Annotated in this window: 14 protein-coding genes; 6 read left to right on the plus strand and 8 right to left on the minus strand. The window is 46.3% G+C overall.

Translation table 11 applies throughout. The annotated features are described in order from the left end of the window. Positions 1-174 precede the first annotated feature (174 nt). From SGRA_RS05620 to SGRA_RS05630, 3 genes are all read left to right on the plus strand, one after another. Positions 175-1,350 carry a THUMP-like domain-containing protein gene (locus SGRA_RS05620; RefSeq protein ID WP_015691642.1) on the plus strand — a complete coding sequence of 392 codons (1,176 nt, stop codon included), beginning with the start codon at positions 175-177 and terminating at the stop codon, positions 1,348-1,350. Positions 1,351-1,633: 283 nt separating this feature from the next. Beyond that, positions 1,634-3,577 carry an ATP-binding protein gene (locus tag SGRA_RS05625; RefSeq protein ID WP_187288183.1) on the plus strand — a complete coding sequence of 648 codons (1,944 nt, stop codon included), beginning with the start codon at positions 1,634-1,636 and terminating at the stop codon, positions 3,575-3,577. A 39-nt stretch (positions 3,578-3,616) separates the two neighbouring features. Continuing rightward, on the plus strand, positions 3,617-5,092 hold the full coding sequence (locus SGRA_RS05630; RefSeq protein ID WP_015691644.1) for a hypothetical protein: 1,476 nt from the start codon (positions 3,617-3,619) through the stop codon (positions 5,090-5,092). A 200-nt stretch (positions 5,093-5,292) separates the two neighbouring features. Here SGRA_RS05630 and SGRA_RS05635 read toward each other — a convergent pair whose 3' ends face one another. Next, complete coding sequence (locus SGRA_RS05635; RefSeq protein ID WP_015691645.1) at positions 5,293-7,074, minus strand: DNA polymerase III subunit gamma/tau; 1,782 nt, start codon at positions 7,072-7,074, stop codon at positions 5,293-5,295. A 248-nt stretch (positions 7,075-7,322) separates the two neighbouring features. Between SGRA_RS05635 and SGRA_RS05640 the strand changes: the two genes are divergently transcribed. After that, on the plus strand, positions 7,323-7,841 hold the full coding sequence (locus SGRA_RS05640; protein WP_015691646.1) for a DUF1573 domain-containing protein: 519 nt from the start codon (positions 7,323-7,325) through the stop codon (positions 7,839-7,841). 37 nt (positions 7,842-7,878) lie between these two features. Further along, positions 7,879-8,592: a hypothetical protein gene (locus SGRA_RS05645; protein WP_015691647.1), complete on the plus strand. Its 714-nt coding sequence runs from the start codon at positions 7,879-7,881 to the stop codon at positions 8,590-8,592. 57 nt (positions 8,593-8,649) lie between these two features. Here the strand turns inward: SGRA_RS05645 and SGRA_RS05650 are convergent, their stop codons facing one another. Further along, a complete protein-coding gene (locus SGRA_RS05650) occupies positions 8,650-9,180 on the minus strand; it encodes a CAP domain-containing protein (RefSeq protein WP_015691648.1) in 531 nt (176 codons plus the stop codon). Between the two features lie 25 nt (positions 9,181-9,205). On the opposite strand from SGRA_RS05650, the gene SGRA_RS05655 reads away from it, so the two are divergent. Further along, the gene (locus SGRA_RS05655; protein ID WP_015691649.1) at positions 9,206-10,675 is read left to right on the plus strand and encodes an OmpA family protein; all 1,470 of its coding nucleotides are present in this window, start codon (positions 9,206-9,208) and stop codon (positions 10,673-10,675) included. A gap of 444 nt (positions 10,676-11,119) precedes the next feature. On the opposite strand, the gene SGRA_RS05660 is transcribed toward SGRA_RS05655, so the two are convergent. From SGRA_RS05660 to SGRA_RS05690, 6 genes are all read right to left on the minus strand, one after another. Next, positions 11,120-11,566: an Hsp20/alpha crystallin family protein gene (locus SGRA_RS05660; protein ID WP_015691650.1), complete on the minus strand. Its 447-nt coding sequence runs from the start codon at positions 11,564-11,566 to the stop codon at positions 11,120-11,122. 381 nt (positions 11,567-11,947) lie between these two features. Continuing rightward, entirely contained in the window at positions 11,948-14,080 is a 2,133-nt protein-coding gene (locus tag SGRA_RS05665; protein WP_015691652.1) for a carboxy terminal-processing peptidase, read from the minus strand. 594 nt (positions 14,081-14,674) lie between these two features. Then, complete coding sequence (locus tag SGRA_RS05675; RefSeq protein WP_041329514.1) at positions 14,675-15,292, minus strand: hypothetical protein; 618 nt, start codon at positions 15,290-15,292, stop codon at positions 14,675-14,677. A 97-nt stretch (positions 15,293-15,389) separates the two neighbouring features. Next, positions 15,390-15,932, minus strand: a complete 543-nt coding sequence (locus SGRA_RS05680; RefSeq protein ID WP_015691656.1) for a hypothetical protein — start codon at positions 15,930-15,932, stop codon at positions 15,390-15,392. 166 nt (positions 15,933-16,098) lie between these two features. After that, positions 16,099-16,641 (minus strand): hypothetical protein, encoded by a 543-nt coding sequence (locus SGRA_RS05685; protein WP_015691657.1) that lies wholly within the window; start codon positions 16,639-16,641, stop codon positions 16,099-16,101. A gap of 243 nt (positions 16,642-16,884) precedes the next feature. Then, on the minus strand, positions 16,885-17,427 hold the full coding sequence (locus SGRA_RS05690; protein WP_015691658.1) for a T9SS type A sorting domain-containing protein: 543 nt from the start codon (positions 17,425-17,427) through the stop codon (positions 16,885-16,887). Between the last annotated feature and the right edge of the window lie 75 nt (positions 17,428-17,502).

Here is a 17,502-nt window from a genome sequence, read left to right on the forward strand (position 1 = left end):
AGGCCCGAAGGGCCGCAGGCCTAGCGATGCGAAAGGGGGCGGCGAAGCCGCAGACCAAGGCCGTCAGGCCGCAGGGCCGAGCAGACCTGCGAGCCCTGAAGCGTAGCGCCTGCAGCTTTGCTGCAGGAGGCCCCAAAACAACAACAGCAAGAGCATAAAAAACAGCAGACTAAAATGGGAAGAACAGAAGATTGGGCATTCATTGCGGAGCATCAGGCGGAAGATTTGGCGCAATTGGCTTTGCAATTGGCCAAGCGGCCAGAGCTAGACCGCAGTTTTATTTTGGCGCAGGTCAATGGGCGGCAAAAGGCCAAGGAAAAGTTGCCAGATTGGGCGGGTAGAGCGGGCTTAATATTCCCTTCTCGCTTATCGATGCAGCAGTCTTCTAGCCAGATGACGGCCCAAAAAAAGGCCGAATACTTGGCGGGGGGCACCCTAGTTGATTTGACGGGAGGTTTTGGGGTAGATAGTTATTATTTGGGCCAAAAATTTGAACGAGTTTATCATGTGGAGCCGCAAGAGGAGTTGCAAGAAATTGTGCGGGCCAACTTTGCGCTTTTGGGCTTTGATCGGGCGGAGTTTTTTTTGGGCAAGGCCGAAGAATTTCTGGAACAGGCCAATTTGCCGGCCATAGATTGCTTTTATATTGATCCGAGCAGAAGATCGGAGGGCCAAAAAGTCTTTCGTTTAGATGATTGTCAGCCGCAATTACTGGAGATCTTGCCTCGATTATTGGAGCTTGCGCCTAGGGTTTGGGTCAAGGCGGCCAGTATGTTAGACATACAGCAGGCCTTGCAGCAATTGGGGGGTAAAGTTCGGCAAGTTTATATTTTGGCTTGGCGCAATGAGTGCAAAGAGTTGCTCTTTGAAATTGGGCGAGAGCCACAGCCCTCTCCGCAGATACAGATAGAAGAAATTTACCCCAAGCGGGCCTTTTCTTTTCCGTTTACATTAGCAGAAGAAGAGCAAGCTCGGGCCGATTATGGGCCCTTGGGCAGTTATGTATATTTGCCGCATACAGGCCTACTCAAGGCGGGAGCCTTTAAATTATTGGCCGAGCGTTATGGGCTGAGCAAGTTGGCCATCAACAGCCATATTTATAGTAGTGAAAAAGAAATATTGGATTTTCCGGGCCGGGCATTTCGGTTAATTCGGGCCATCCCTTACCCTAGTAAAGCGGCCAAAAAGCTAGGCTTAAAAAAAGCGCAAATCATCAGTAAGAACTTTGGAATGAGCGTAGAACAGCTACGGAAAAAGCTAAAAATAAAGCAATCGGGGGGCAGCTACCTCCTAGCGAGCAGAGATCAAGAAAACAAAACTTGGCTTTATGAAATGGCGCCCTTGTTCTAAATAGAGTTTTTCTCTCCCTAAATTTTTTATTAAATTGTAAATGCTTTAGCGATTCATTTAAAAAAGTGTGGATTTATTCCCTTTTCGATGAAAAAGTCAACCCAAGGATTTTTTGGCTGTTAGGAGTCAGATATCCTTTTTTTATCTCCAATTCCCCATAGCCTTAGGGCTAACGACCGAGAACTTAACTATGCCTGCTCCCCGTTTCCTCCATTTTTTTCCAAAAACATTTAGGCAAGAAAGCTTAGAGAAGATACTCTTATCTTTAGGGAGTTTTTGGAGTATGATCATCTGCATTACCTATTGGTTAATTAGTTTATACTATGACTATCAAGAGGTCGTTCGCTTAGCCACTACTTTAGGGGCCTTAGGCTATTTGAGCTTATTTTTATGGCTAAAATTTAGGACTTTTTCACCTTGGCTGCCTGTAATTTACATTCTAATTTCGCTTAGCTTACTAGATGGGCTTTGGATGAGAGTGGGCGGAGTTTATAGTGACTTGCCTATATTGCTCTTGCTGGCCTTTTTTACCTCTATGATTATTTCAACAGAGGGTTGGCGTTGGTTAGCGATGGTACTCAACTTTAGCAACTTTGCCTTTTTGTTAGTTTTGCACCTTTATTTCCCCGAGAGTATCAGCTACTATCCTCCGGCAAGCGAGGTAGCCTTTACCAGTTTTACGAGCTTGGGAGTGGCTTTATTTTCGGTTTGGGTATTGATGGGCATCTTAAAGGAGCGCTATCAATTGAGTCAGGAGCAATTGGAGGGAAAAAACATGGCCTTAAGAGATGCCAGCCAGGCCAAGTCGCAGTTTTTGGCCCAGATGAGCCATGAGATTCGGACCCCCATGAATGGAATGTTGGGCATGGCCCAGCTCCTGCTAGACGGTCCCCTAAGCGAAGAGCAACAAGAATATGCGCAGACCCTCAAACAAAGTGGCGAGCAGCTTTTGCAGATTGTCAATGAGATTTTGGATTACTCTAAGTTAGAGGCGGGAGGTTGGCATTTGCAGGAGCAAGAATTTGAGTTGGAGCGGGCTGTAGAGGAGGCCATGAATATTGCGGTCTCTAGGGCCTTAGCCAAGGGATTGAGCTTGCGTTATTTTCCAGATGCCCATTTGCCAGAGCAGCTCATTGGAGATGCGACAAAGATTCGGCAAATGCTATTAAATTTATTGGACAATGCCATTAAGTTTAGTCATCAGGGCTGCATCTCTATTTATCTATCCAAATTGCGGGAGGAAGAAGATCGAGTTTGGGTAGAATTTCGCTTAACGGATCAGGGTGTGGGGATTCCCAAAGCCAAGCAAAGCGATTTATTTAAGGAGTTCTCTCAACTGTCCAATCAGCAGGCGCATAGCAGCTCGGGCACGGGTTTGGGCCTATCCATTGTTCGACAATTGGCCGAGCAGATGGGGGGCCATGTTGGTGTAGATAGTGAAGAGGGCCAGGGGGCCAGTTTTTACTTTCATTTACCCTTACAAAAGGCGGCCTCCAAGTCGGCCAGTTTATTTAAGGGCAAACGGCTCTTTTTATTGAGCAAAAACAAGGATGCCGCTCGTTTTTTCGAGGCCATTTGCCAGCGTTGGGAGATGGAATACTTTCAGTTTTGGGAGCCCGATGCTAGTCATCAGGCTGCAGAGCTAGACATTATTCCCAGCCCTGATTTTGTCTTTTTTGATAGCCAGTTACAAAACCCTGAAGAGGTGTTGAGTTGGCCTTGCCCCCAGTTTTTACTTTTGGCCTTAGGTGAAGAGCGGAAGCTCAGTCGCAACTTTCAGGCAGCACTTTCGGCTCCTTTGCGCCCGCTACGAATCAAGCAGTTATTGCTCAAGCAAATGTCGGTGGTCCAAGAGGAAAAGGAGGAAGGTCCTAGCTACCCCTGGACCAATAAAAAGGTACTTTTGGCCGAGGATAATAAGATCAATCAGCGCCTGATGCAACAAATTTTGGAACGGATGGGGCTTCGGTTGCATATTGTACAAAATGGGCAGGAAGCCCTTGACTTTTTGGCCCAAGAAGAGGTAGATCTTATTTTTATGGACCTACAAATGCCCGTTTTAGATGGGCGAACAGCCAGCCAAGAAATTCGAGCTCAACAGATTAACACGCCCATTATTGCGCTTAGCGGAGAGGAGCAAAAAGCCATTGAAGGCATCAATGGCTTTTTGCAAAAGCCCATTGCGCGAGAAGAACTAGAGGCTTGTTTGCGCCAGTTTTTTTGCTAGCTTTGCGCTATTATTTTCACGCATCCTCCCCTCCGAATCATGAAAGTTACTGCAGAAAAAATAGCCCTTTATAGTCTTGGATTTCTTTTTTGTATCCTGCTACTCTACAAGGCGGTCAAGATGAGCATGACCCATGATGAAGCCGCTACTTTTTTGGTCTATACCAAATGGTCTATTTATGACATCTGGACCAATTCGGGTCCCAATCCTACGGCCAACAACCACCTACTCAATACCTTATTGATTAAGTTTTTGGTGCAGCTCTTTGGCGATCATCAGTTGGTGGTTCGCCTTAGCAATATTTTAGCGGGATTCAGTTTTCTCTATTTCTCTGGGCGCCTGATGCAGCAGGTTTTTGGGCCAAAAAATAAGCTTTTGGTCCTTTTGGGCTTCAGCCTGCTGCTAATGAATAATTATCAGTTTGATTTTTTTGCCGTGGCCCGCGGTTATGGCTTGTCTATGGGCTTTTTTATGCCTGCGATCTATTTTTCGCTGCAGGCGGTCGCCAATTCTTCTATCCGAAGTTGGAGCTGGGCGGTCGGCCTTTGTCTGCTGGCGGTTTTGGCCAATTTTAGTAGCCTGGTTTTTTGTATCGCCTTGCTGGGCAGCGCACTGCTGCTGGCGCTCAAAAAAGAGCGAAACTGGCGGTTTTTGGGCCAAAGTCTAGGTATTGCTAGTCTGGCGGCCCTCGTTTTAGGGCTGGCCATTGCCCCTGCCATCATTCGCCTCATCGACTTTGAGCAGCTCTATTTTGGGGGAAATAATGGCTTTTTTCAAGATACTATAGGCAGCTTGGCCCGATCCTATACACACAATATTTCCTTTTTGCATTCGCCCAAATATATCCATTGGGGCTTTGGGTTTCTGCTTATTTTTGCCGCTGCCCGCCTGCTTTTTTCGCTGATCAAAGAGAAAAGTCAGGGCCCTGCCCTTTTCATTCAATTGGGTTTATCCTGCCTTTTGGCTAGTTGCATCGGCCATCTTTTGCTGCACCTCCTTTTCGATGTCAAGTTTCTGATTCAACGGACGGCCCTGATTTATTTTCCCCTGCTGCAGTTTTCACTCATTAGCCTGCTGTATAGCCTTTATCAGGTTTTTCCCTTGGCCAAAAAATGGAAAAATACGGCTTTGGTCTTCGCTAGCGTTCTGGGCCTAAGCCTTTTTGGCCTCAACTACCGCCCCAATACCATGACCGAATGGTACTATAATGTAGAGGATAGAAAAATTTTGAGCGAATTGGAGGCGAGCATTCCCCAAAATGAAACCCATACCCTGGGCATTTGGTGGCTCTTTTTCCCCACTTTCGAGTTTTATCTAGAAACGGGAGTCTATCAAAATATTCAGCTCAATCCACACAATATGCAGCTCGATCTCGAGCAGGATTATGACTATTATTTTATTGACCACAATGCAGAACGAGTGGCCGCTTTAAGCGAAAAATACGAGCGCTTCAAAAATTACCAACAAGGGATTCTCTTTCGCCATAAGAACTTTCCCATTCAGAAAAATAACTAGTGTTTTTTGGGGCTGCCCCAGCCTTCGGCTGGGTCGGGCTATGTCGCAGCTCGCAGGTCTGCTCGGCCCTGCGGGCTTTTTCGCTTTGCTTCAAAAGCCCTGGGTCTGGCCTTCGGCCACTGCTTTCTATCCCTCAGCCGCGTCGCTGCGCTCCTATGCGGGCGCTGCGCGCCCTGCAAAACCGCAATTGGACCAACAGGCTAGCGCTTTTTGGGTGGAAAAAGCTCAAAGCGCTTCTGAAAATCTTTCAATAAGCCATTTTGCTTCAAAAAGTGGACATACTTCTCTCGGTCGGTCGTCGGCCGATGTTTTGGCTTGGGGATATCTTCTTCCTTGGGTTCCTCTATTGTAAATTTATACTGCAATTTGGGCAGACCAAATTCTTCTCGCAACTGATTGAGCAGGGCCTGTTCATCGCCAATAGCGTCTTTTACTCTTTGGCTACTCACCACTAATCCTAGGGCCTGTTCTTCTTTGGGCAAAACCGTCAATTTAGCCGAGCGCAGCAGGGCCTGCATAGAAGGCGACTCCATTTTTTGGGCATAGGCTTCCCAAAGGGCCAAAACAGCCTTTTCTTCCCAGCTTTTGTGTACAATTTGCTTTTTGCGCTCTTCTTCAGCCTGAATTTCGGCCTTAAGGGCATCTATGGCCGTTTCTTTTTTCTTTTTGAGGCGCTCCTTTAAACTCTTTTTAGGCTTTTTTTCCAGTTTTGGCGCTGCCTCCTTAGGCTCTTCTTTGGCTGCAACTACTTTAGGGCTAGTTGTTTCTTTGGGTTCTTCTTGTTTTTTGCTGGGGGCAGCGCCTTCTTGGACCACTTCCTTCGGGCTGCTTTCTACGGTTTGCACATATTGTACAACTTGCTGCGGGGCCAAAGTTTGGGGCTGTATCGCCCTGCGGATATGGGCCATTTTAATCAGAGCCATTTCAACATGTAGGCGCTTATTTCTGGCCATTTTATAATTTACATCGCAGGCGGCGCTCAGGCTCAGGGCCGAAACCAAAATATCTTTGGGCGCCAATTGGGCCTGCTGCTGATAGCGTTGGCGCAGCTTTTCACTAAGGTCCAAAAGGCCAAGGGTGCTAGCATCTTGGGCCATTAGCAAATTGCGCAAATGCAAAGAAAGGCCATCTAAGAAAATATCGCCATCAAATCCCTTTCGCTGAATTTGGTCAAAGATGAGGAGCAATTGCTGCATATCCTCGGCCAAGATGGCATCAATAATCTGAAAGTAATAATCGTAATCTAAAATATTCAGGTTTTCAATGACATCCTCATAGCGGATATTGCTGCCTGAAAAACTGACCATGCGGTCAAAAATAGAAAGGGCATCTCGCAGAGCGCCATCGGCCTTTTGGGCAATCATATTGAGGGCCTCTTCTTCGGCCTCAATGCCCTCTTCTTGGCAAATCTTGGCCAAATGCGCTCGCATATCGGCTACCTGAATCCGATTAAAGTCAAAAATTTGACAGCGAGAGAGAATAGTGGGAATAATTTTATGCTTCTCGGTGGTGGCCAAAATAAAAATGGCATAAGAGGGCGGTTCCTCCAAGGTTTTTAGAAAAGCATTAAAGGCCGCCTGAGAAAGCATATGCACCTCATCAATAATATAGATTTTGTAGCGGCCCTTTTGAGGAGCAAAACGCACTTGTTCAATCAAAGAGCGAATATGCTCTACCGAGTTATTGGAGGCGGCATCTAGCTCATGAATATTGAGCGAAGCATTTTCTCTAAAGGCCGTGCAAGAAGGGCATTTATCGCAGGGCTCGGTATCTGAGGTGGGGTTTTCACAATTGAGTAATTTGGCCAAGATACGGGCGCAGGTCGTTTTACCCACCCCTCTAGGGCCACAAAACAAAAAAGCTTGGGCCAAATGCTCTGAGCGGATGGCATTTTTGAGGGTATTAGAAACATGTTGTTGGCCCACCACCGAATCAAAGCGGATGGGACGATATTTGCGGGCGGAAACGACGAAATTACTCATAATAATTTAACTTGTAGGGCAAAGATAGGCTTTCTAAAGGAACTTAGCGGCCCTTCTGAATAAGAAGAGGGCAAAAACTTCTGCGGTCCCTTGGCCTAGCGCTGTGCAGGGGTGGCCCGCAGGGCCAGACCAAGCAAAATGAGCGCAGCGAAATTTTGTGAAGGGCCGAGCAGACTTGCGAGCCCCGAAACATAGCGCCCGCAGCCTGCTGCGGGAGGCCCCAAAAAATAAAACAAATCCCCTTAAATATGCGTATATTTAAAGTTATTATTTCATTCTTTTTTTTGCTGAGTTGTTCTCCTCCCCCAGAAGTTGTGGCTGATCAGCCTGCGCCAGAGCCTGTAGAAAAAGAGGAGGTTGCTGCTCCGCCTGTAGCCGAGCCCAAGCCAGTAGTGGCCATAGACAGCAGTGGGCCCAAGCGGGCCAAAAAGCCCAGTTTGCGGCCAGCTTTTCCTCAATTTGATAGTTTGGCCCATGATTTTGGGGAGGTTATTCAAGATTCAGTGCTTCGGCATCGCTTTCATTTTGAGAATACTGGAGAGCGGCCTTTAGAGATAGAATCGGTGCAGGGAAGTTGTGGTTGTATACAGGGCAGCCAGCCATTTTTGCCCATTGGGCCGGGAGAAAAAAGTTATATTGATGTCCGTTTTGATAGTCGGGGACGGCAGGGGGCTGAATACAAATACCTTTTGGTGAATTGGAAGGGCAATGAGGAGCCATTGAAGCTGGAAGTCCGGGCAAAAGTCTTGTTAAAAGAGAAAAAATAGTGGTATATTCGAGAAGATAACCAAAAAACTATTTTCGATGAAAAACTTTATCTTTTTGGCCTTTTTAGGGGCCTTACTTTTGGGGCAAACAGCCTGTAAACGCAGTGTAGAAGGCGAGACACAGAGCTGGGAGGCCAACAAGGGAAATGTACAGAAGCTATCGGCCAAGTACAGTAACTTTAAGCCTGCTTTTGAGGAAATCTTGAAAAAAGCGGAGGCTAAAATGACCGAAGCGCAGGCGATGACTGATGAGAAGGCCAAGATTTCGGCCATGGCGGAGGCCAACTCGATTATTCGGCCCAAATTTGTGCGGGGCTTAGAGGGCATGGACCGCAAGATTTCTACTTTGGAAGACCTGATGGCCAAGGCTAGTCAGCAATCTAAGGACCATAGCGACCGAGATGCTGCTTGGGCGGCTAAAAGCAGTGGCGAGCGGGCTATTCGGGAGGCTCGCGAGCTTATTCGCAGCGCCAAAGTGAGCTCGGCAGCAGTAGCCGATGGCATTGTTAATGATGCCGAGCGGCAGTTGAGTTCGGCCCAAAAGCGCTTACAAGAAGTGGTCAAAACGGCCCAGAAAAAAGCCGATGAAAAAGAAAAAGCAAAGGCCGATCAGAAAGCAGAAGAAACGGCTAAGCAAGAAGTCGAAGAGAAAAAAGCTTCGCCCATCAAATGTGGGTACTGCGGTACAATGAACAAGCCTGGCAGCTTAAAATGTAGCTCTTGTGCTGCTCCCTTAGAGGCCAATAAATAGGTGGAACGAAGGGCATAAAAAAGCCGCAAAGGAGAAATTCCTTTGCGGCTTTGCTGTTTATTGGCCAAAAATCTGCGCCCAATAATAGCCCCATTCGCTATCTTCATCGGCAACAAAACCTGCGCCCATAAAGCGGGCATCGGGGTCCAGCATATTTTTAAGATGGCCAGGACTGTTATACCAGAGCTCAAAAACGGCGGCGGCGGTGGCGGTGCCCACCGCAATATTTTCAGACATAGGAAAGAGCTCCCTTTGGCAAAAGGGCTTAATTTTTTCAAAGGTATCGGCCACTTTTTTTAGTTTTCGGCCTTTGCGGTCATAGAGCCCATGTTCAAAATATCCGTCTATTATCATATCTTTGGCATGATATCTTGCTGCCCAACTGAGTTCCTTAGACCAGCTGAGGGCTGCCAGCCCCCTAGTTTGTCGAAGTTCATTAACGAGTTCTAGCAACTTTTGCTCCTCACTCTTATTAGAAGATGCGATGCGCTCATTGCCCTGCGGCAAGCCCTTAAAACTCTGCGCCTCTAGGCGAAGGGCCGCCATAGAGAGCAAAGTCAATAGGATAAAGAAGATTTGAAATTGCATTGCGCTAAAAGTTAAAATTGAAATAATGAAACAGCTATTTTGTCTGCTCGTTTTTTTGGGAGCCAGTCTTTTTGCTGAAAGTTGGGCCCAGACAAACTCTTGTCAAACGGTAGAACTCTATCTTTATGCCAAAGATAACAGCGGCTTGATTGCAGATGCAAATATTCGCTTTTGGCGGCCTGCCGATAGCCTGAGCTACCGCCTAAAAACCGATTCTCTGGGCCGTTGTCGGGCTTGTTTGCCCTTGGCCCAAAAGGAGTATCAGGTCCAAATTCAACACAAAATTTTTTCTAGCCAAACTTTTTCGCTCCAACTCGATGGTAGCGATAGTACGATCTATAAAAAAGTAGGCCTAGACCGTCTGCCTGGCTATTTGCTCGAGCTTAGTATTACCGAGTTTTTGCAAGGCCAAGGCGATAGCCTAGCCGCTGGCGAATATAGCCTAGAGGGCGTTACGATCGAAATCTATAATAAAACGCAGTATAAGCAGGAGCTTCGCCTAGTGGAACATCCCCATCATGAAATTTCTTTTTTGATGGAGCAGGGCAATGAGTACATTTTTATGCTCCGCAAACAGGGCTATTATAGCAAGCGAATGCGGGCCAATGTGAATGTTAATGATTGCATTTTGTGCATGGAGGGCTTTGGAGAGCTTACGCCTGGGGTGGCCGAATCGCTCACGCAGGACAACAGCATGGGCACTTTGGTCAGCAATGTGAATTTGAGGCCCTTGGCTGTGGGCGAAAAAATGAAGTTGGACAATATTTACTATGATTATGGGAGCTCGCAAATTCGGCCCGAAAGCTATGCCACCCTCGACCAATTGGCCGAGATGATGCGCGACAACCCCAATGTCTATATGGAACTTTCGGCCCATACCGATTGCCGAGGGAGCAAGGCCTTCAATTTGGAGCTTTCGCAGAATCGGGCCAATAATGTGGTCCAATATATTCAAGAACGCCTCCCCAATGGGGCCGATCGGGTTAAGGCGCAGGGCTATGGCGAGTCTAAACCCCTCAACTCTTGTGTCGATGGCATTAGCTGTAGCGAGGAGTTGCACCAACAAAATAGACGAACCGAGCTGTTGGTCCTCGATGTGGTCGATGATGAGGATTATATCAACCGCCCGCTGGCCTCGATCATGCAAGAAGAGCTAGAGTCCGAGATTTTGGCCGCCAATAATAGCTCCTACTTTAAAGAAAAGGACCCCAGCCAGCAAAAAGCGCAACAAAAGCCCACGATTCCCGGCCCAATTCCCCCCAATTATAGCGGCTACAAAATTGAGCTGAGTCGCAGCCAAGAGAGTCCGGCCCTAGACCACCCTATTTTTATGGCCTTTTCAACTGTTTTTCTCGACATTGACGAGCAGGGATTTATCAGTTTTATGGTGGGCGACTACTCTTCTGAGGAGGAGGTCAATAAGGCCCTAGATAAGTTTCGTTCACGTTTTTCTAAGGCCAAGGCAGTTTATTATAAACTGGGAATTCGACAATAATTTTTGGGGGCTGCCCCTGCGGCCTTCGGCCTTGGGTCGGGCCATTGCGCAGCTCGCAGGTCTGCTCGGCCCTGCGCAAAATTTCGCTGCGCTCATTTTGCTGGGTCTGCGGCTTCGCCGCCCTGCTACAGCCCCTCAGCCAGATTTAATTGCGCTGCTTTGGCTATAGTTTGCTATGAATTTTTGGCTAGACCAGCTATTTTTTAAGGGCATAGCCTTCGCTATGGCCGAGAAAAATAGGGCCGACTAGCGGAAAATTGCTGCAAACTATAAAAGTGAGTGCATTTAAATTTGGCTATAGCCTGCGGCGGCTCCGCCGCCTGTCCACCGCCATTGGACCAAAAAAGCCGAGCCTGCACTAGGCAGACTCGACTTCACTTAATAACCCTAAAACCTTAACCTTTGGCTTAAATTGAATTAAGCCTCTGGAAAACCAAAAAACTCTTACTGAACCTGAATACTGATTTTCTCTTTTTTAGGCTCCTGCTTTTTGGGAACCTCTAGTTGGAGAATGCCATTTTCATAGCTAGCAGTAATACTTTCTAAGTCGTATTTATTAGATAAACGGAGCTTGCGCTCAAAGGTTGTAAAGGCAAACTCTCTTCGTCTAACTTTAACATTTTCAGTCAGTTCCTTAACATTTCTCTTAGCTGAGATATGCAGAAGGTCCTTCTCTAGCTCCAATTTAAAATCTTCTTTTTGGAAGCCCGGAGCCGCTAGTTCTAGCAAAAGGCCAGCTTCTGTCTCAAAGACATTGAGCATAGGTTGCTGATGGGCTTGGTCTTGACCAAAAAACTGTTGTAGGGGTTCTTGCTTGAGCAGTTGCTCTAGCTCTTTACCAAATTCATTGAAAGGGAAACCAAAGAAGTGATTTGCTTTTGCGTTTTTCATAACTCTATTATTTTTCTTACTCTTTTACTATTTAAGCTGGCCTTGGGCCAGTATGTCTATCGAAGCTTCATCCTCCATTAGACAAGTTTGGGACCAAGGGCCAAAAGAAGAAAAACAACTGCCAAAATGGCAAAAACACAAGAAAAAGGCTGCCAAAATGGCAAAAAAGATAGTTTTGAGCTGTCATTTTGGTCCAATTGCGGTTTTGCAGGGCGCGCAGCGCCCGCAGGCCTAGCGATGCGGAGGGGGGCGGCGAAGCCGCAGACCGAGCCAGCTTGCTGGCGAAGGGCCGAGCAGACCTGCGAGCCCCAAAGCGTAGCGCCTGCCGTAGGCAGGAGGCCCCAAAAAAAATCCCCTCTCTAAACGAAAGGGGATCTAGTTTTACTTTTTCAGTTTCATATAATCTTTAAGGATAAAGGCGACCTCTTCGAGGTAAGCGTCTTTTTCTAAGCCAGCATGCCATTTCTCAAAGCTTTTGGCCTTCACGCTATCGAGAGCGATTTGCTCCTTATCGGCCTTGAGGTTATAGATAGAAAAGTCCTCAATTTTGGGCATCATATCCTTATACTGCTCGGCCTCCTTATCGGTTTTGGCCTGATGGGCCTCATAATCTTCTAGCTGAAGCGGATAAACGGTTTCGCCCTGTTGTTTTTCCAGCCATTTTCCGTGCTCTTCTAGCAACTGAAAAGTTTTGCTTTTTGCTTGGCGTTTTGCGCTTTTGCTTTGCAATTTGGGCAAGGCCTTCATTTTCTTTTTATGATAATTGGCCGGATCAATTTCGGACCAAGCCATGGGATAATCCTCATCTTTTTCGCCTACTTTGAGGTAGCTATAGCTACCGGGCAGCACGATATCGGGTTCTACCCCTTTGAGTTGGGTAGAGCCGCCATTGATGCGATAGAACTTTTGGATTGTAATTTTGAGGCTACCGAGTGCGCCCAAATCTTTGTAGCGAGGCGGCACCACCGCATCTAGATCCATAAAGCGCTGCACAGTTCCCTTACCAAAAGTAGAGGGGCTCGTGCCGACAATAATGGCGCGGCCATAGTCCTGCAAAGCGGCCGCCATAATCTCAGAAGCCGAGGCAGAATAGGCATTTACGAGAATAATGAGGGGGCCATTATAGAGGGCGCCGGCCTCTTTATCTTCTAGCACATAGGGGCGATTATCGCGGCTTTTGACCTGTACCACGGGGCCGCGGTCAATAAATAGGCCGGTCATTTTGACCACATCAGAGAGCGAGCCACCGCCATTAAAGCGGAGGTCGATCACGATACCATCAATATTTTCTTGGAGTAATTTGCGGACCTCCGCTTCCACATCAGTAGCACAGCGGCGGCCGTTGGGGTCTTGAAAATCGGCATAAAAGCTACGCAGATCAATAAGGCCCATTTTCACGCCGGCCTTTTTGTGTTCTACGATAGCCGATTTGGCGTAACTTTCTTCTAGGACCACCACATCGCGGATGATTGGAATCACCTTAGTTTCGCCACTTGTTTTCTTGACTGTTAGGCGCACCTCGGTGCCTTTTTTGCCGCGGATCATGGGCAAAACGTCATCAATGCGCATATCGACTACATTGACGGCCTCTTCATTGCCTTGGGCCACCTTAATAATTTTGTCATTCACCTCTAGCTCGCCTTGTTTCCAAGAGGCTGAGCCGGGCACAATATTCACCACCTTAATGTAGCCATCTTCTTGGCGAAGCTGGGCACCGATTCCCTCTAATTTGCCCGACATACGGATATTAAAGTTCTCTTTTTCGAGTGGGGGAAAATAGCCAGAGTGTGGTTCGTGGGCATTGGCAAAGGCATTGACATAATTGGCAATACGGTCGTCACGGCTATCTTTCTTGATATTTTCTGACCATTCTCGGTAGCTTTTGAGCAGCTTTTCGCGCTCCTCTTTTTCTATTTCCTCAAAGGTTTTGATGCTATCGACTTCCTCGCCTTTTTCTTGGGCTTTTTCTTGTCGCTCGAGGCGGTCATGCACACGGCCAAGAACCTGTAATTTGAGGTAATCGTACCAGCGGGCTTTTAGTTCTTCGGGATCCTTGAGGAACTCTAATTTTTCGCCATCCATTTGAAACTCGCCTTTTTGGGCAAAGCGAAAGGGTTTGGCCAAAATGTCTTCATAATAGCCTTCTACCTGCTTAATTCTTTCGTCAAAGGTATTATTGACCAGATTAAAAAAGCTAAAATCGCCAGCTTGGGCGGCATCATCGAGTTTAAATTTAAAGTCTTCAAACTTTTTGACATCATCGGCCAAGAAAAAGCGCTTATTGAGGTCCATCCGCTTGAGGTAAAGGGTATAGACCTTTTCAGAAAACTCATCATTGATGGCTTCTGGTGCATAATGGTTGTAGCGCATACTTTGGAGCACCACTTCGAGCAGCAATTCTTCTCGGTTAGAGAGGTCGCCACTAATTTGGGGTTGATTATCTTGCCCTTGCTGCCAGCGGAAGGCAATAAGTAGGCTACAAGCGGCAGTAATTAAGAGGAGTTTACGGATCATAACTATAGTTCTGTTGATTAAGCGGAGGGCAAAAAAGAAGATAGCGTATTTTTGTTAAAATTTGCAGTTTCTAGATTTGATTGGGCCGTAAAATAGGGCCATTCATTTTGCTTTAACAAATTTTAATACGCTAGAACGATATTTTTAGTTGATTTCTTAGAAAAATTTGGGCCAAATCATTTTTGCCTTAGGCAAAAGCATGTTTATTTCTTTAGGAGTTTTTTTGGGGCTGCCCCGCCCTGCGGGCGGGTCGGGCTATGTCGCAGCTCGCAGGTCTGCTCGGCCCTGCGCTTTTTTCGCTTCGCTCAAAAAGCTGGGTCTGGCCTTCGGCCACTGCTATCTATCCCTCAGCCAGATTTAATTGCGCTGCTTTGGCTATAGTTTGCTATGAATTTTTGGCTAGACCAGCTATTTTTTAAGGGCATAGCCTTCGCTATGGCCGAGAAAAATAGGGCCGACTAGTGGAAAATTGCTGCAAACTATAAAAGTGAGTGCATTTAAATTTGGCTATGGCCTGCGGCCCTTTGGGCCTGCCAAACGCAAAAGCCCCAATTTGCTAAAGCAAATTGGGGCTTGGGCCAGGGGGGCTCGGTCTTACTGTACGGCTTCATTAAGGACTTGAAGGCGTTGAGACACTTCTTGTCCGGCTTCATTATAGAGGCGGAAAATATAGTAGCCATCTTCAAAAGTTTTGAGATTGATGGCCTTATAATTATTACCTGGCGTCAGTTGCATTTTATTTTGGGCCACTAATTCTAGGCTTTGGGCCTCATAAATTTCAAAGTCGAGCTCTTGAGCTTCTTGGGCTTTTACGCCAAAGAGGAAATAGCCTTCTTGCACGGGTTCTGGCGACATACTAAGGGTCACGGGCAATTCCTTTTGTTTATTTTCGGCGCCCATCAGGCTAGCGAGCAGCCGTTGGCTAAAGGCGGCATCGCCTGCGCTTCGGTCGGCGGGAGCTAGGGCCTCGATAGGTTCTTTAAAGAGCTCGGCGGGAATTTGGTCCTCTACTTTGCTAATGGGCAGACTTTCAAATTTTTCTACGACCAATGTCTTTACGTCGAGTTTACCTCTTTGGGCAGACTCGGTAATAATCGTTTCGGTTTGGATGGCAGTAGCAGCACTATCTTCTGCATTTTCGCAGTCACATTGGCAGCCATAGGCCAAAAAAGCCATAGTGGCAGAAAGGTAAATTGCTTTTTTAAACATCATTTTAATTTTAGGGCCAATAATCGGTTAAAAAAAAGAGCGTACTGTATGTACAGCCGCTCTTTTCAAATATTTTGTTTAGGCAAAAACGGCCTAAAAATTAGTCACGTTTGATCACGACTGTATTAGTCATTTCTTTACCAGCCTCGTCTTTTAGCTTGAAGAAATACTTACCTTCTTCTAGGCTAGTTACATTGAGGGCTTTGTAATTGTGACCTTGGTTGAGGCTAAACTTGTTGTTGGCGGCTAGTTCGAAACCTTCTTCATCGTACATCTCGAACATAACATCTTTAGCTTCTTCTGCTTTGAGGCCAAAAACGAACATATCGTCTACGGCTTTATCTTCCATAGTGAGTTCGATACCAGCAAGTTGGTCTTCTTTTTCGGCAGACATCAAAGAGCTGTGGATATCGTTTACTGCATCTTCGCTTTGCTTAGCGTTTGCTTTTTTGGCTTCTACAACGAAAACGTCTTCAGCAGTGATCGCTACATCTGCGCCTTGGAACTGAACAGTTTGTACACCACGAGTGCTATTTACGTTCTTGATATTTACGGCAGTAGCAGCTTGTTGGCTATCAGAGCCACAAGAGCCCATAGTGAATAGTACGGCGGCAGCGAGGAGGAAGCTTGACAACTTTTTCATAAGAGGTGGTTTTAATGTGATAGTAAATAATAGGTTTTGGCTTTTAGGGCCAGTTGTTTTGGGGTGTATGGCGGTTAAAACAATGGGGTTTAATCCGCTCTATGTATGTTTATGGCAAAAGTACTGACTTTGTTACCTTTAAATCGGTTTTTTTTTCATTTTTTTTTCAGACTTCCACTAAACCTAAATAGATTATTTCTAGAGAATTGGCCACAAGTAAGATATAGGGGCCAGACTCTAGGCTAGCTGTAGGAATGAGCAGATTTGTTTTTCCTTTGGGCAGGGCGGTAGTTTCTTTAGCTAGGCGATTAAAGCCGTCTTGGTCAAAAAACTGAAACTCTAGGTCCATGTCTTCGGTGGTTGCTAGCTCTAGGTAGAGGTAATCATTACCTTCTTTTTTGTAGGCTAGTTGAATAGGACTTTCGTTGAGTTGGTCCACCTTAGCAAGCAGCTCTCTAAATTGTGCTTGGCTTTTGCTCGATAGGCTCCCCTTGCCTCTTAAAAAGAGTTTAATTTCTTTCAGTTCCCGATCGATGGTTGTTAGGCGTTGAAGTTGTGGAAAATCAGAAAAGTGGACCTGTTGTCCTCTGACACTACTATCTGCCTGCAAGCCTTCCATGTTGACTTCTGGCCTAGGGGCGGCCCCTGGTCCACAAGCGCTGACCAAAAGAAGCAGGACAAAATAAATAATGCGATGTTTTAGACACATTGGGAGTGATATTTATAGACAAATTGTCTGTCGGTGAGAAGTATAATTCAGTTGTTAAACAGTTGCTTAGCTTCTGTAGCTGATTTAGAGAGGGGACATTCTTTTTCAGGTCACCAAATAACACTTCTTGGGGAGTTCAATATAAGCATATTTAACGAGCCTTTAAGGTATTTTATCACAAAAAAGGACAGCTTTTCAAGAGGCTGTCCTTTTAGCGGTTCATAGGCTTATATTGTAGCTAAACTACTCTCTTTCAATAGAAAACATTTGGTTTAGCTCGGCGCCGGCTTGGTTTTTCAGTTTGAAGTAATAAGTTCCTTCTTTGAGGCTACTTACTTTGATGGCTTTATAGTTTTTGCCTTCAGTTACTTCAATGCTATTATTGGCGGCCAATTCAAATCCTTCCTCATCATACATTTCAAAGGTTAGATTTTCTTCGGTAGTTGATTCTAGGGAAAAAGCGAAGATGTCGTTGACTGGGCCTTCGGCCATCGTCATTTTAACATCTAGTTTCTGCGCTTCATTTTCGGCTTTGGCCAAAGAGCGCATAATGCCCGTAACGGCTTCTTCATTTTGCTTATCCTTAGCTTTTAGGATGATCATATCCTCGGCGGGGATGCTCACGGCATCGCCGGCGATGCTAAACTTTTGTGCGCCGCGGGTTTCTTCTAGATTGATGCTTGCTGTCATGCTACTGCCTGCCTTTTTGGCTAGGTCGTCGCCACAGCTACTGAGGCTAAAAAGAATCATGGCGCTAAAGAGGAAAAGTAAATTGAGTTTCTTCATGATTGGTGCGATTTAAAAGTTGCTTTTTATAAATTTTCTATTGATTTTGCTATCTTATTTGGGTTGGCCTTTGGG

The sequence above is a fragment of the Saprospira grandis str. Lewin genome (genome assembly GCF_000250635.1).
Classification (GTDB): Bacteria; Bacteroidota; Bacteroidia; order Chitinophagales; family Saprospiraceae; genus Saprospira; species Saprospira grandis.

What these genes read in the sequence shown, in the direction of transcription:
- SGRA_RS05620 (WP_015691642.1), top strand. Translation starts at nt 175, where the DNA reads ATGGGAAGAACAGAAGATTGGGCATTCATTGCGGAGCATCAGGCGGAA.
- SGRA_RS05625 (WP_187288183.1), top strand. Translation starts at nt 1,634, where the DNA reads ATGATCATCTGCATTACCTATTGGTTAATTAGTTTATACTATGACTAT.
- SGRA_RS05630 (WP_015691644.1), top strand. Translation starts at nt 3,617, where the DNA reads ATGAAAGTTACTGCAGAAAAAATAGCCCTTTATAGTCTTGGATTTCTT.
- SGRA_RS05635 (WP_015691645.1), bottom strand. Translation starts at nt 7,074, where the DNA reads ATGAGTAATTTCGTCGTTTCCGCCCGCAAATATCGTCCCATCCGCTTT.
- SGRA_RS05640 (WP_015691646.1), top strand. Translation starts at nt 7,323, where the DNA reads ATGCGTATATTTAAAGTTATTATTTCATTCTTTTTTTTGCTGAGTTGT.
- SGRA_RS05645 (WP_015691647.1), top strand. Translation starts at nt 7,879, where the DNA reads ATGAAAAACTTTATCTTTTTGGCCTTTTTAGGGGCCTTACTTTTGGGG.
- SGRA_RS05650 (WP_015691648.1), bottom strand. Translation starts at nt 9,180, where the DNA reads ATGCAATTTCAAATCTTCTTTATCCTATTGACTTTGCTCTCTATGGCG.
- SGRA_RS05655 (WP_015691649.1), top strand. Translation starts at nt 9,206, where the DNA reads ATGAAACAGCTATTTTGTCTGCTCGTTTTTTTGGGAGCCAGTCTTTTT.
- SGRA_RS05660 (WP_015691650.1), bottom strand. Translation starts at nt 11,566, where the DNA reads ATGAAAAACGCAAAAGCAAATCACTTCTTTGGTTTCCCTTTCAATGAA.
- SGRA_RS05665 (WP_015691652.1), bottom strand. Translation starts at nt 14,080, where the DNA reads ATGATCCGTAAACTCCTCTTAATTACTGCCGCTTGTAGCCTACTTATT.
- SGRA_RS05675 (WP_041329514.1), bottom strand. Translation starts at nt 15,292, where the DNA reads ATGATGTTTAAAAAAGCAATTTACCTTTCTGCCACTATGGCTTTTTTG.
- SGRA_RS05680 (WP_015691656.1), bottom strand. Translation starts at nt 15,932, where the DNA reads ATGAAAAAGTTGTCAAGCTTCCTCCTCGCTGCCGCCGTACTATTCACT.
- SGRA_RS05685 (WP_015691657.1), bottom strand. Translation starts at nt 16,641, where the DNA reads ATGTGTCTAAAACATCGCATTATTTATTTTGTCCTGCTTCTTTTGGTC.
- SGRA_RS05690 (WP_015691658.1), bottom strand. Translation starts at nt 17,427, where the DNA reads ATGAAGAAACTCAATTTACTTTTCCTCTTTAGCGCCATGATTCTTTTT.